The sequence below is a fragment of the Streptomyces sp. SID13666 genome (assembly GCF_010548325.1).
GTDB lineage: Bacteria > Actinomycetota > Actinomycetes > Streptomycetales > Streptomycetaceae > Actinacidiphila > Actinacidiphila fildesensis.
Genome location: NZ_JAAGLX010000028.1, coordinates 88,311 through 102,502, shown reverse-complemented (window position 1 = coordinate 102,502; position 14,192 = coordinate 88,311). Strand labels below are relative to the sequence as shown.

General features: G+C 68.5%; 12 protein-coding genes. 2 read left to right on the top strand and 10 right to left on the bottom strand.

The features are described from left to right. Positions 1–2 precede the first annotated feature (2 nt). From mreC to G3I60_RS29250, 6 genes are all read right to left on the bottom strand, one after another. A complete protein-coding gene (mreC, locus tag G3I60_RS29275) occupies positions 3–950 on the bottom strand; it encodes a rod shape-determining protein MreC (RefSeq protein ID WP_138357753.1) in 948 nt (315 codons plus the stop codon). A 128-nt stretch (positions 951–1,078) separates the two neighbouring features. Beyond that, complete coding sequence (locus tag G3I60_RS29270) at positions 1,079–2,104, bottom strand: rod shape-determining protein (protein WP_138357776.1); 1,026 nt, start codon at positions 2,102–2,104, stop codon at positions 1,079–1,081. A gap of 310 nt (positions 2,105–2,414) precedes the next feature. After that, positions 2,415–2,828, bottom strand: coding sequence for a nucleoside-diphosphate kinase (gene ndk, locus G3I60_RS29265; RefSeq protein WP_138357754.1), 414 nt, complete (start codon positions 2,826–2,828; stop codon positions 2,415–2,417). Positions 2,829–2,878: 50 nt separating this feature from the next. Further along, entirely contained in the window at positions 2,879–3,214 is a 336-nt protein-coding gene (locus G3I60_RS29260; protein ID WP_138357755.1) for a DUF4233 domain-containing protein, read from the bottom strand. 9 nt (positions 3,215–3,223) lie between these two features. Then, positions 3,224–4,711 carry a folylpolyglutamate synthase/dihydrofolate synthase family protein gene (locus tag G3I60_RS29255; protein ID WP_239070386.1) on the bottom strand — a complete coding sequence of 496 codons (1,488 nt, stop codon included), beginning with the start codon at positions 4,709–4,711 and terminating at the stop codon, positions 3,224–3,226. A gap of 187 nt (positions 4,712–4,898) precedes the next feature. After that, entirely contained in the window at positions 4,899–7,529 is a 2,631-nt protein-coding gene (locus G3I60_RS29250) for a valine--tRNA ligase (protein ID WP_164295729.1), read from the bottom strand. Between the two features lie 120 nt (positions 7,530–7,649). On the opposite strand from G3I60_RS29250, the gene G3I60_RS29245 reads away from it, so the two are divergent. After that, complete coding sequence (locus tag G3I60_RS29245; RefSeq protein WP_164295728.1) at positions 7,650–8,579, top strand: hypothetical protein; 930 nt, start codon at positions 7,650–7,652, stop codon at positions 8,577–8,579. Between the two features lie 89 nt (positions 8,580–8,668). Further along, the gene (locus G3I60_RS29240) at positions 8,669–9,457 is read left to right on the top strand and encodes a hypothetical protein (protein WP_164607928.1); all 789 of its coding nucleotides are present in this window, start codon (positions 8,669–8,671) and stop codon (positions 9,455–9,457) included. Between the two features lie 81 nt (positions 9,458–9,538). On the opposite strand, the gene clpX is transcribed toward G3I60_RS29240, so the two are convergent. The 4 genes from clpX to tig all read right to left on the bottom strand — a co-directional run bounded on the left by clpX (position 9,539) and on the right by tig (position 14,018). Further along, positions 9,539–10,822 carry an ATP-dependent Clp protease ATP-binding subunit ClpX gene (clpX, locus tag G3I60_RS29235; RefSeq protein ID WP_138357760.1) on the bottom strand — a complete coding sequence of 428 codons (1,284 nt, stop codon included), beginning with the start codon at positions 10,820–10,822 and terminating at the stop codon, positions 9,539–9,541. Positions 10,823–10,996: 174 nt separating this feature from the next. Next, positions 10,997–11,635, bottom strand: coding sequence for an ATP-dependent Clp protease proteolytic subunit (locus tag G3I60_RS29230; protein ID WP_138357777.1), 639 nt, complete (start codon positions 11,633–11,635; stop codon positions 10,997–10,999). Between the two features lie 106 nt (positions 11,636–11,741). Continuing rightward, complete coding sequence (locus G3I60_RS29225) at positions 11,742–12,347, bottom strand: ATP-dependent Clp protease proteolytic subunit (protein WP_164295743.1); 606 nt, start codon at positions 12,345–12,347, stop codon at positions 11,742–11,744. 261 nt (positions 12,348–12,608) lie between these two features. Next, positions 12,609–14,018: a trigger factor gene (tig, locus tag G3I60_RS29220; RefSeq protein WP_138357762.1), complete on the bottom strand. Its 1,410-nt coding sequence runs from the start codon at positions 14,016–14,018 to the stop codon at positions 12,609–12,611. Positions 14,019–14,192 lie beyond the last annotated feature (174 nt).

Genomic DNA, 14,192 nt, shown 5'->3' with positions numbered 1-14,192 from the left:
GGTCAGCTCCTGGTGGTGGGCGCACCGGAAGGGGTGGCGCCCGGTTTCCGCGCCGGCGGGGCGACCTTGGCCGCGGTGGGCGACGGCGTGGGCTTCGGCGGCAGCACACTGTCGCGCGGGTCCGTGCGCGGGCCCTCGACGACGACGCCGACGATGTCGAGCCGGGAGAAGCCGACGTACGGCTCGACCTGGACCGTACGGGTGAGGCTGCCCGCGGACGGGTCGATCGCGACGACCCTGCCGACCGGGACGCCGGGTACGAACGGCTTGCCGGCCTGCGAGCCGAAGGTGACCAGCCGGTCGCCCTTCTTCACCTTGGCCTTGCCGTTGAGCAGCTGGACGCGCATCGGCCGGTCGCCCTGCCCGGTCGCGAAGCCCAGTTCCATCGAGCCCTCCATCCGGGTCCCGACGGTGAAGTCCGGGTCGTTGGCGAGCAGCACGGTGGAGGTGGAGGGTCCGACGGTGGTGACCCGTCCGACCAGGCCTTCGCCGTTGATGACGGTCTGGTCGCGGAGGACGCCGTCAGCGCTTCCGGCGTCGATGGTGACCGTCCAGGAAAATCCCTGGGCGGCTCCTATGGCGATGATCTGAGCGCCCTTGATCGCGTACTGGCCGGCTCCCGCGGTCTTCAGGAGCTGGTCCAGTTCACGGGCCTTGTTGCGGGTGATGTCCTTGCTGCCGAGCTGCTGCTTGAGCTCCGCGTTCTCGCGTTCCAGGCGGCTGATCGTGCTGTGCCGTCCCCCGGAGTCGCGCACCGCGGAGATCGCGTTGCCGACCGGGTCGACGGCGGACGCCACACCCTTTTCGACAGGTCCGAAGGCCGAGGCCGCCGCCTGTCGGGGGCCGTCCATCGGTGACTGTTCGCCGCCGCGGATGTCCACGGTGATCAGTGCGAACGCGATCGCGATCAACAGCACCAGCAGAAGCCGGCTCTCTCGTGTGTCCCTCACGGGCGCCAGTCCGTGCCTTCCTCGAACGGACCGGTCGGCTGCGGTCCCCGGCCGGTCGAAGTGTGTGACGCAGTGAGAACGATCCCGCGTGCCGGCGGGCAGTCACCCGCACGCAGGACCTTGCGAACTCATCTGCGCGGCTGGGCGTCCAGAACCTGCTGCAACGCCTCGAACTCCTCGACGCACTTGCCGGCGCCGAGCGCCACGCAGTCCAGCGGGGATTCCGCGATGTGGATCGGCATTCCGGTCTCGTACCGCAGTCGCTCGTCCAGCCCGCGGAGCATCGCTCCTCCGCCGGCCAGCACGATGCCACGGTCCATGATGTCGCCGGAGAGTTCGGGCGGGCACTTGTCGAGCGTCGTCTTGACCGCGTCGACGATCGCGTTGACCGGCTCCTCGATGGCCTTGCGGACCTCGGCGGCCGAGATCACCACCGTCTTGGGCAGGCCACTGACCAGGTCACGGCCACGGATCTCGGTGTGCTCGTCCTTCTCCAGCTTCGGGTCGAAGGCCGACCCGATGGTGAGTTTGATCTGCTCCGCGCTGCGTTCGCCGAGCAGGAGGCTGTACTCCTTCTTGATGTGCTGGATGATCGAACTGTCCAGCTCGTCGCCGGCGACCCTGATGGACTGCGCGGTGACGATGCCGCCGAGTGAGATCACGGCGACCTCGGTGGTGCCGCCGCCGATGTCGACCACCATGTTGCCGGTGGCCTCGTGGACCGGGAGCCCGGCGCCGATCGCGGCGGCCATCGGCTCCTCGATGATGTGCACCTGGCGGGCGCCGGCCTGGGTGGTGGCCTCGATGACGGCGCGTCGCTCGACCCCGGTGATGCCGGAGGGCACGCAGACGACGACGCGGGGGCGGGCCAGATAACGACGCTTGTGGATCTTGAGAATGAAGTAGCGCAGCATCCGCTCGGTGATCTCGAAGTCGGCGATGACGCCGTCCTTCAGCGGGCGGACCGCGACAATGTTTCCCGGGGTGCGGCCGATCATCTTCTTGGCCTCGGCGCCGACCGCCAGGATGCCGCCGGTGTTCGTGTTGATGGCGACGACCGAGGGCTCGTTGAGGACGATCCCGCGACCCCTGACGTACACCAGCGTGTTGGCAGTCCCGAGGTCGACAGCCATGTCACGGCCGATGAACGACATGTTGTTCGCCATGTGGATACGTCTGGCCTTCCCGAGCTTGAGCGGAGATTCCATCGTAGTCGCGCCCCACGGGGCACGGGGTCCGGGGTTCCGACGTCATTGTCATCAGAACACACAGCGTCCGCTGGTAATGGTGACGACGTGTCGGAGAGATTGGTTCCCGATAAAGCGTTGCATATGCCGGAGGCGACCGGATTTCCCCGGTCGCCTCTGAGCTGATTGGACGTCAGTCGACGAGCCTTCACCGCAGGTCAGAAGGGGTACAGCTGGTCAGCGCATACACCCGGAAGCGGGACGGCGGGCCGATTGTTCAGACCAGGCCCGGGAAGAAGAGCTTGATCTCCCGCTCGGCGGACTCCGGGGAGTCCGAGGCATGGATGAGGTTCTCGCGCACGATGCTGCCGAAATCCCCGCGAATGGAGCCGGGGGCGGCGGCGATCGGGTCGGTGGGGCCGGCCAGCGCCCGTACGCCCTCGACGACGCGCTCGCCCTCGACGACCAGCGCCACGGACGGGCCCGAGGCCATGAACTCCATCAGCGGCTCGTAGAACGGGCGGCCGACGTGCTCGGCGTAGTGCTGCTCCAGGGTGCCGAGATCGAGCGTGCGCAGTTCGAGGGCGCCGATCGTCCAGCCTGCCTTGCGCTCGATCCGGCCGATGATCTCGCCGATCAGGCCGCGGCGGACGGCGTCCGGCTTGAGAAGGACAAGGGTGCGCTGGCTCACGGTACGGCTCCTACTGACGGTGACGGGTATGACGACATTACAAGGCGTGGTCAGGCCACCTGCGCCGAGTGCCTCGCCTTGGCCTCGTCGATCTTCCGGCCGTAGTGGACGGAGGCCCACCACAGGGCCGCGAAGACCACGCCCAGGAAGTACATCGTCCCGACCCAGTAGCCGCTCACGACCAGAGCGATCTGCAGCGCCCAGCCGACCGCGAGGGCCCCGGGGCGGGACAGCATGCCGCACAGCAGAACGCACAGCAGCATCCCTGCGCCGCACACCGCCCACACCGTGCCGGCCGTCAGATCGTCCTGCTTCATCGCGACGAGACCGGCGAAGCCGATCACGAAGAACTCACCGATCAGGGTGCTCGCGCACAAGGTCCGCATCGTGCCGCCTCACTTCCGGCCCAGCAGCAGCCGGGCCTCTCCCACGGTGAACACCGATCCGGTGACCAGCACGCCCGCCCCCGAGTACGCGCCCTCGTCCTCGGCGAGGGTGATCGCGGCCTCGATGGCGTCGTCCAGCCGCGCCTCGACCTGCACCCGGTCGTCCCCGAAGACCTCGACGGCCAGCGCCGCCAGCGCGTCCACGTCCATCGCCCGGCTGGTCGAGTTCCGGGTCACCACGATCTCCGCGAGCACCGGCTCGAACGCCTCCAGCAGCCCGCGGACGTCCTTCTCCGCACTCGGACCGACGACCCCCACCAGATGGGTGAAGTCGAAGACCTCGCTGACCGCGGCAGCTGCCGCCCGCGCGCCGGCCGGGTTGTGCGCGGCGTCCAGGACGACGGTCGGGCTGCGCCGGATGATCTCCAGACGGCCCGGCGACGTGACGGACGCGAAGGCACCGCGGATGGTGTCGATGTCCAGCGAGCCGACCCGCGTGGTGCCGATGCCGAAGAACGCCTCGACGGCCGCCAGCGCGACCGCGGCGTTCTGCGCCTGGTGCTCGCCGTGCAGCGGCAGGAAGATCTGCTCGTACTCGCCGCCGAGGCCGCGCAGTGTCAGCAGCTGGCCGCCGACCGCGATCTCGCGGTGCACGACCCCGAACTCCATGCCCTCGCGGGCCACCGTCGCGTCGACCTCGACGGCGTGCTTGAGCAGCACGGTCGCGGCGTCGACGGGCTGCTGGGACAGCACGACGGTCGCGTCCTTCTTGATGATCCCGGACTTCTCCACGGCGATCTCGCCGGGCGTCGTGCCGAGCCGGTCGGTGTGGTCGAGCGCGATCGGGGTGACGACGGCGACCGAGCCGTCGATCACGTTGGTGGCGTCCCAGCTGCCGCCCATGCCGACCTCGACGACCGCGACATCGACGGGCGCATCGGCGAAGGCCGCGTAGGCCATCGCGGTGAGCACCTCGAAGAACGACAGCCGGTGCGGCTGCGCGTTGTCCGTCATCTCGATGTACGGCTGGATGTCGCGGTAGGTCTCGATGAACTTCTCGGCGCTGATCGGCTGCCCGTCCAGGCTGATCCGCTCGGTCATCGCCTGCACGTGCGGGCTGGTGTAGCGGCCGGTGCGCAGATGGAAGCCGAGCAGCAGCTGCTCGACCATGCGGGCGGTGCTGGTCTTGCCGTTGGTCCCGGTGATGTGGATGGCCGGGTAGGTGCGCTGCGGCTCGCCCAGGATGTCCATGAGTGCGGTCATCCGGTCGAGCGACGGCTCCAGCTTCGTCTCGGGCCAGCGCCCGGTCAGCTCCCCCTCGATCTCCCGCAGCTCACGCTCGGTCGCGGGGTCCTTGGGCGGGGCCGGTACGCCGTCGTCCGGCGTGAGCGGGACGGGCGTGCGCAGGGTACGGCTGCCTGCCTCGATCACCGCCATGTCGGCTTCCCGGACGGGCCCGCCGTCGGGGGCGTCGTCGTCCGGGGTCTCGTCGAACAGGTTTGCTGCCGCGTCGTCGTTCTGGGGGTGCTCGCTCACGCCGCCCAGTCTACGGAGCCGGTGCGGGTCCACATGCCCGGGTGAGCGGGCGGCGCACCGCGTGCCCCGGAGAACGCGACGGACGCGGGGGCCGGCCCGTGGCGAACGGGCCGGCCCCCGCGTCCTGAGGTCCGGGTGGTGCCGCGGGTCAGCCCTGCGGCAGGCCGTCCAGCTGGGCGGTGATGCGGGCGATGTCCGCCTCGGCCGTCGCCAGCCGGGTGCGGAGCTTGTCCACGACGTGCTCGGGCGCCTTGGCGAGGAACGCCTCGTTGCCGAGCTTGCCGAGCGCCTGCGCCTTCTCCTTCTCGGCCAGCCCGATGTCCTTGGTCAGCCGCTTGCGCTCGGCCGCGACGTCGATCGTGCCGGACAGGTCCATCGCGACGGTGCCGCCGGCGACCGGGAGGGTCGCGGTGGCGCTGAAGCCGGCACCGGCCGGCTGCAGGCGCAGCAGCTGCCGGATCGGCGCCTCGTGGGCCGCCAGCGCGCCCGGCAGCGTGAGCTGCGCGGGGACCTTCTGGCCGGGCTGCAGGCCCTGGTCGGCGCGGAACCTGCGGACCTCGGTGACCACCTGCTGAACGCCGGCGATCTCCTTCTCGGCCGCCGCGTCCCGGAAGCCGCTGTCCTTCGGCCAGTCGGCGACGACGACCGACTCGGCGCCGGTGAGCGTGGTCCACAGCGTCTCGGTGACGAACGGGACCACCGGGTGCAGCAGCCGCAGCAGCACGTCCAGCACCTCGCCGAGCACCCGGCCGGAGACCTCGGCGCCGCGGCCGCCCGCGAAGAAGGTGGTCTTCGACAGCTCGACGTACCAGTCGAAGACCTCGTCCCACGCGAAGTGGTAGAGCGCCTCGGAGAGCTTGGAGAACTGGTAGTCCTCGTAGAGCGCGTCCACTTCGGCGACGACCGCGTTGAGCCGGGACAGCACCCAGCGGTCGGTGGCCGACATCTCCTCGACGGGCGGGAGTTCACCCTCGACCGTCGCGCCGTTCATGAGCGCGAAGCGGGTCGCGTTCCAGATCTTGTTGGTGAACTTGCCGGAGGCCTGGACCCAGTCCTCGCCGATCGGCACGTCCACACCGGGGTTGGCGCCGCGGGCCAGGGTGAAGCGGACGGCGTCGGAGCCGTACTTGTCCATCCATTCCAGCGGGTTGACCGCGTTGCCGAAGGACTTCGACATCTTCTTGCCGAACTGGTCGCGGACCATGCCGTGCAGGGCGATGGTGTGGAACGGCGGGGTGCCGTCCATCGCGTACAGGCCGAACATCATCATCCGGGCGACCCAGAAGAAGAGGATGTCGTAGCCGGTGACCAGCACCGAGTTGGGATAGAACTTCTCCAGCGACTCGGTCTGCTCGGGCCAGCCCAGCGTGGAGAACGGCCACAGGCCCGACGAGAACCACGTGTCGAGCACGTCGGTGTCCTGCGTCCAGCCCTCACCGGTGGGGGGCAGTTCGTCGGGGCCGACGCAGACGACCTCGCCGGCCGGGCCGTACCAGACCGGGATGCGGTGGCCCCACCAGAGCTGGCGTGAGATGCACCAGTCGTGGAGGTTGTCGACCCAGCTGAAGTAGCGGGACTCCATCTCCTTGGGGTGGATCTTCACCCGGCCGTCGCGGACCGCGTCACCGGCGGCCTGGGCCAGCGGGCCGACCTTGACCCACCACTGCAGCGACAGCCGCGGCTCGATGGTCGTCTTGCAGCGCGAGCAGTGCCCCACCGAGTGCGAGTACGGGCGCTTCTCGGCGACGATCCGGCCCTCGGCGCGCAGGGCCGCGACGATGGCGCTGCGGGCTTCGAGCCGGTCCAGGCCCTCGAAGGGGCCCGGGACGGTGATGATCGCCCGCTCGTTCATGACGCTGAGGTTCGGCAGGTCGTGCCGGCGGCCGATCTCGAAGTCGTTCGGGTCGTGCGCCGGGGTCACCTTGACGGCGCCGGTGCCGAACTCCGGGTCCACGTGCTCGTCCGCGACGATCGGGATCCGGCGCCCGGTGAGCGGCAGTTCGATCTCGGTGCCGACCAGGTGCGCGTAGCGCTCGTCGTCCGGGTGGACGGCGACGGCGGTGTCACCGAGCATCGTCTCGGCGCGGGTGGTGGCGACGACGATGGCGTTGTCGCCCTCGCCGTAGCGGATCGAGACGAGCTCGCCGTCGTCGTCCTGGTACTCCACCTCGATGTCCGAGATGGCGGTCAGACAGCGCGGGCACCAGTTGATGATGCGCTCGGCGCGGTAGATCAGCTCGTCGTCGTAGAGCTTCTTGAAGATGGTCTGGACGGACTGCGAGAGGCCTTCGTCCATGGTGAAGCGCTCACGCGACCAGTCGACGCCGTCGCCGAGGCGGCGCATCTGGCCGGAGATCTGGCCGCCGGACTCTTCCTTCCACTGCCAGACCTTCTCGACGAACGCCTCGCGGCCCAGGTCGTGGCGGGACTTGCCCTCCTTGGCCAGCTCGCGCTCGACGACGTTCTGGGTGGCGATGCCCGCGTGGTCCATGCCGGGCTGCCACAGCGTCTCGTACCCCTGCATGCGCTTACGGCGGGTCAGCGAGTCGATGATCGTGTGCTCGAAGGCGTGCCCCAGGTGCAGGCTGCCCGTGACGTTCGGCGGCGGGATGACGATCGTGTAGGGCGGCTTGTCGCTCTTGGCGTCGGCCTCGAAGTACCCACGCTCCACCCAGCGCTCGTACAGCTTCCCCTCTACCTCGGCCGGCACGTACGCGGTCGGCAGTTCGGGGGTGCTGTTCGGCCCGCCATGGGGGCTGCGCTGAGAGTTGTCGGTCACCCCGTCATTCTACGGGCGCCCCGCACCGCTCGTTACGAAGCCGTAGCGGGCCCGGCGTAAGCGGCGGGTAAGACATCCGGAAGGATGGGTGCACGGTCGTTTACGGAGGGGACGAGTCACATGAGCTACAACCAACCGCCGCCCGATCCCGGCTACGGCGGGCAGCCGAACCGCTACGGGCAGCAGCCGCAGCAGCCCGGCGGATACGGCCAGCCCCAGCAGGGCGGCTACGGACAGCAGCCTCAGCAGCCCGGGTACGGCTACCCGGCGCAGGTCCCCCCGCAGCCCGGCCCGTACGGACAGCAGCCGCAGCAGGGCTTCGGCGGCTATCCGCCGCAGCCGCCGCCCGGCAAGAAGAACACGGTGTGGATCGTCGTCGCCGCCGTGGTCGTCGTCGCCGCGATCGGTGGGGGCGCCTTCGCGCTCTTCCATGACGGGGACGCGGACAAGGGCACGGTCAGCAGCAGCAGCGGCGGCACCACCGGCGGCAACAAGGGCAGCGGAAGCGACGACGGCAAGAAGTACAAGCTGACCGCTCCGCAGACCGTCGCCGGTGACTTCCAGCTCAAGGACCCGCTGGACGACGACAGCAAGACCGAGATGAAGGACGTGCCCGGAGTCGTCAACCCGGAGCCGGCGGGCGGCAGTTACGAGAACAGCACCAAGAAGAAGATGCTGTTCAGGGGCGTGTGGGGCACGGTCGCCGATCCCGGGCGGGAGGTGGACGCGCTCTTCGTCAGCGGCACGAAGGACATCACCAAGGAGGGTGACGCCGAGCTCGTCGGGACCCCGGAGAAGGTCACGCCGGACGGGCTCGACGGCGGCGCCGTCATGAAGTGCCAGATCGTCAGGTTCAAGGCGCCCACCACCAGCACCTCACCGGTGAAGAGCGCGGATGTGCCGCTGTGCATCTGGTCCGACCGCAGCACCGTGGCCATGGTCATGGTCGTCGACCCGATCGCCGCCCTCACCGGCAGCGGCCCCAGCATCAGCGACACCGCGGCCACCACAGCGAAAGTGCGCAAGGACGCCCGCGTCGAGATCAAGTAGACCGACGCAGCAGGCCGTGACCACCTAGCGGTACGCGGTCACGGTCACACGAAGCAAGACGTACGTTCCACGAGGGGAATCACCCACACATGAGCTACAACCAGCCGCCGCCGGGTTACGGCCAGCCGCAGCAGCCGCCCCAGCAGCCCTACGGCCAGCCGCAGCCCCAGCCCGGATACGGCGGCTACCCCCAGCAGCCGCAGCAGCCCCAGCAGGGCTGGCCGCAGCAGCAGGGTTACCCGCAGCAGCCGCAGCAGGGCTGGAACGGCCAGCAGCCCGGCCAGCAGCCGGGTTACCCGCCGCAGCCGCCCCAGGGCAAGAGCAAGACCGTCGGCGTGGTCATCGGTGTCGTGGTGCTCGCCGCCATCGGCGGGGGCATCTACTTCGCCACCAGCGGCGGTTCCAGCGGCAGTGGCGGCGGCTACAAGATCGCCTTCCCGGAGAAGATCGCCGACGGCAAGTACACCAAGTCGTCGGAGAACATCGGCACCCCCAAGACGGGCAAGTCGGAAGCCGGCATCACCGACCCGACCAGCGTGCGGGGCACGTACAAGTCGGACAAGGAGACGGTCTCCCTCTCCGGCGGCGAGGGCAATGTCACGGACCCCAAGGCCGCGGTCGACAAGATCCTGTCGAGCGGTCTCAGCAAGAGCGGCGCCGAGGCCACCGAGCAGCACCCCGCCGGATTCGACGGCGCCGTGATGAAGTGCGCCGGCGGCGGCTCGTCCATGCCCTACTGCGTCTGGGGCGACGACAGCACCGTGATGATCTCGATGTACATCAACATCGACCTCAGCGGTACGTCCACGCCGCCCTCCGCCTCCGAGTGGGCGAACACCACGGCCAAGATCCGCAGCGAGATCCGCGTCAAGAAGTAGCCGCACCCGTGCGGTAGCCGTACAAAGCGAAGGGGGCGCCCGGCAGTTGCCGGGCGCCCCCTTCGATGTCAGCCGGTAGCGCTATGCGCTCTTCTGCTCGCCCTTGCCGATGATGCGCGGCTCGCGCGGCACCAGGGTCGGGTTGACGTTGGAGTGCACGACCTCGTCGGTGATGACGACGCGGGCGACGTCCTTGCGGGACGGCACCTCGTACATCACGGACATCAGCACCTCCTCCATGATGGCGCGCAACCCGCGCGCGCCGGTCTGGCGGAGGATCGCCTGGTCGGCGATGGCTTCCAGCGCGCTGTGCTCGAACTCCAGCTCCACACCGTCGAGTTCGAAGAGCTTCTGGTACTGCTTCACCAGGGCGTTCTTCGGCTCCACGAGGATCTGCAGCAGCGCCTCACGGTCCAGGTTGTGGACGGAGGTGATGACCGGCAGCCGGCCGATGAACTCGGGAATCATCCCGAACTTCACCAGGTCCTCCGGCATGATCTCCTGGAACTGGTTCGCGGCCTGGATCTCGCGCTTGGAGCGGATCGTCGCGCCGAAGCCGATGCCCTTGGCGCCGGCCCGCGATTCGATGATCTTCTCCAGGCCCGCGAAGGCACCACCCACGATGAACAGCACATTCGTGGTGTCGATCTGGATGAACTCCTGGTGCGGGTGCTTGCGCCCGCCCTGCGGCGGCACCGAGGCCGTCGTGCCTTCCAGGATCTTCAGCAGCGCCTGCTGAACGCCCTCACCGGACACATCCCGCGTGATCGAAGGATTTTCACTCTTGCGAGCGACCTTGTCGATCTCGTCGATGTAGATGATCCCGGTCTCGGCCTTCTTGACGTCGTAGTCGGCCGCCTGGATCAGCTTGAGCAGGATGTTCTCGACGTCCTCGCCGACATAGCCCGCCTCGGTGAGCGCGGTGGCGTCGGCGATGGCGAACGGCACGTTCAGCATCCGGGCGAGGGTCTGCGCGAGCAGCGTCTTGCCGGAGCCGGTGGGGCCGAGGAGCAGGATGTTGGACTTGGCGAGCTCGATCGCGTCGTCGTGGCCCCGGCCGTTGTTCTCACCGGCCTGCACCCGCTTGTAATGGTTGTAGACCGCGACCGAGAGAGCCTTCTTCGCCGGCTCCTGGCCGACGACGTAGCTCTCCAGGAACTCGTAGATCTCCCGAGGCTTGGGCAGATCCTCCCACCGCACTTCGGAGGACTCGGCCAGCTCCTCCTCGATGATCTCGTTGCAGAGATCGATGCACTCATCGCAGATGTACACACCAGGCCCTGCGATGAGCTTCTTCACCTGCTTCTGGCTCTTGCCGCAGAACGAGCACTTGAGCAGGTCGCCGCCGTCACCGATGCGTGCCACGAGGTGTTTCCCCTTCGCCTGGGATCCGCCTAGTCCAACGGAACCTGGTGCTTCTCTCATCGACGGTACCTTGCCGCGCCCCCCGTGCGGGCCCCCCTTGGACCTACTCAGTCCAAGGAGGGCGGTAACGCTTCCGCACTGCGGTACCCCCATGGGGGTACCGCGATCCCTCCGTCAGACCGACGCGGAGGTCTTACGGGTGGAGACGATCTGGTCGACCAGACCGTACGCGAGGGCTTCCTCGGCGGTCAGGATCTTGTCGCGCTCGATGTCCTCGCGGATCTGCTCGATCGGCGTGGTGGAGTGCTTGGAGAGCATCTCCTCCAGCTGCGCGCGCATCCGGATGATCTCGTTGGCCGCGATCTCCAGGTCGGAGACCTGACCCCGGCCGGTCTCGCTGTACGGCTGGTGGATCAGGATCCGCGCGTTCGGCAGCGCCATCCGCTTGCCGGGGCTGCCGGCCGCGAGCAGCACGGCCGCGGCGGAGGCCGCCTGGCCCATGCAGACCGTCTGGATGTCCGGCTTCACGAACTGCATGGTGTCGTAGATGGCCGTGAGGGCCGTGAACGAGCCACCGGGCGAGTTGATGTAGACGGAGATGTCGCGGTCCGGGTCCATCGACTCCAGGCACAGCAGCTGCGCCATGACGTCGTTGGCCGAGGCGTCGTCGATCTGCACACCGAGGAAGATCACGCGCTCCTCGAAGAGCTTCGCGTACGGGTCGTACTCGCGCACGCCCTGCGAGGTGCGCTCGACGAAGCGCGGAATGATGTAGCGGGCCTCGGCGCCGAGCACACCTGGCGCCTCGGCCATCGTGCGCTCGTAGAGGCCGCTACCGGGGAAATTCAGGGAGTTCACTTTCACCGTCCTGGTGATGAGCAGTGGGCTGGGCGGGTTCGGCGGAGGGGGCCTGAGGTGCTCAGACAGCCCCGGTGCCGCCACCGCCCGGAACGCCGGAGGCGGTGAGCATGACCCCGTCCAGCAGGCCGTAGGCGGTGGCCTCCTCGGCCGAGAACCAGCGGTCGCGGTCGGAGTCCTTGGTGATCTGCTCGACGCTCTGGCCGCTGTGCTGCGCGATGAGCTCGGCCATCCGCCGCTTGGTGTGCAGCAGCTGCTCGGCCTGGATCTTGATGTCGGTGGCGGAGCCACCCAGACCCGCGGAGGGCTGGTGCATCAGGATCCGGGTGTTCGGCAGCGCGAAGCGCTTGCCGGGCGTGCCCGCGGTGAGCAGGAACTGGCCCATCGAGGCGGCGAGGCCCATGGCGATCGTCACGACGTCGTTCTTGATGAACTGCATCGTGTCGTAGATCGCCATGCCGGCCGTCACGGAGCCGCCGGGCGAGTTGATGTAGAGGTAAATGTCCTTGTCCGGGTCAGCGGCGAGAAGGAGCAGCTGCGCGGTGATCTTGTTGGCGATATCGTCGTCGACCGCCTGGCCGAGGAAGATGATCCGCTCGTTGAGCAGTCGGTTGTAGACCTGGTCGCCGAGTCCACCGATGGTCGGCTCGCCGGCGGCGGAAGGCATCGGAGTCGTCACGTATCCACCTGCTCGTTGTCGGACGGCCCGGGGCCGTCTCAGCGTCTTCGTCTTCGCGTCTTCGCGTCTTCGGGTGTTCTCGGGCGGCTCGGGGGTCAGTCCCCCAGCATCCCTACTTGGACCCTAACGCGCAGGTGGGGCCCAGCAATCCCCTACGCGAAACTGTTCGCTGTGAGCGCAGGCTCGGCGCCCGGGTAAGCAAAACGGGCCCGAACGCGGCTTCGCGTCCGGGCCCGTCGTGCGAACAGGTCAGGCCTTGTCGGAGGTCGCCTCGACGGCGTCCTCGACCTCGGTGGCGGTCTCCTCGTCGGAGCCGGCCTCCACCGTCACAGCACCCTCGTCCTCGACCTCGTCGTCCAGGTCGACCGTCTCACCGTTGGTGTCGGTGACCTTGGCGGCCTCGACGACCACAGCGAGCGCCTTGCCGCGGGCGACCTCGCCGACGAGCATCGGCACCTGGCCGCCTTCGACGACCGCCTGGGCGAACTGGTCCGGGCTCATGCCCGAGGAGGCGGCGCGGCGCATGAGGTGCTCGGTGAGCTCCTCCTGGTTGACCGACAGCTGCTCCTTGGAGACCAGCTCATCCAGGATGAACTGGGTCTTGATGCCCTTGGTGGCCTGCGCGCCGAGCTCCGCGTCGTGCTCCTCGGCGGTCTTGCCCTCGCGCTCCAGGTAGCTGTCCCAGTCCAGGCCCATGGCCGGGAACTGGTGGTGCTCCAGGTTGTGCTTGCGGGTCTGGATCTCGTCCGCCAGCAGCTTCTCCGGCATCGGGACCTCGACCAGCTCCAGGAGGGCGTCGAGCACCTTCTCCTGGGCCTGGGTGGCCTGGTCGTAACGCTTCATGTTCTCGAGGCGCTTGACGCTGTCCGCGCGCAGCTCCTCGAGGGTGTCGAACTCGCTGGCCAGCTGGGCGAAGTCGTCGTCCAGCTCGGGCAGCTCACGGGCCTGGACGGACGTCACGTCCACCTTGACCGACGAGGTCTTGCCGGCGGCGGAGCCGCCCTTGAGCTCGGAGTCGAAGGTGGCGGTGCCGCCGGCCTCGAGACCGATGACGGCCTCGTCGATGCCCTCGAGCAGCTGGCCGGAGCCGATGGTGTAGCTGACGCCCTTGGCGACGCCGTCCTCGAGGACCTCGCCGTCCACGGACGCTTCGAGGTCCAGGACCACGACATCGCCCTCGGCGGCGGCGCGCTCGACCGGGGAGGTCGAGGCGAAGCGCTCGCGGAGCTGCTCCAGCGACTTGTCGATGTCCTCGTCCGACACCTCAAGGGCGTCGACGGTGACCTCGATGCCGGAGTAGTCCGGGATCTCGATCGCCGGACGGATGTCGACCTCGGCGGTGAACTTGAGGTCCTGGCCGTCGTTGAACTCGGTGATGTCGACGTCGGGCTGGCCGAGAACGTTCAGCTCGCCCTCGCTGACAGCCTCCGTGTAGAACTTCGGGAGTGCGTCGTTGATGGCCTCTTCGAGGACCGAGCCGCGACCGAACCGCTGGTCGATGACGCGCGCGGGGATCTTGCCCTTACGGAAGCCCGGCACCGTGACCTGCTGGTTGATCTTCTTGTAGGCCGCGTCGAGGCTGGGCTTGAGCTCCTCGAAGGGCACCTCGACAGTGAGTCGAACCCGGGTCGGGTTCAGAGTCTCGACGGCGCTCTTCACGGTTGGGTCTCCTTGGGGCTGACATCAGGGGCTTTAGAGAATCGCGCCAACACCCGGTTCCCACCATGTGAGCGGAACCGGCGGCCGACGAGACGTACTACTCGGGGACTGCGCCCCTACGTCGCCCCGTATACAGGCGCCATTGCATAGTACCGGTACGACGGGCACGCCCGT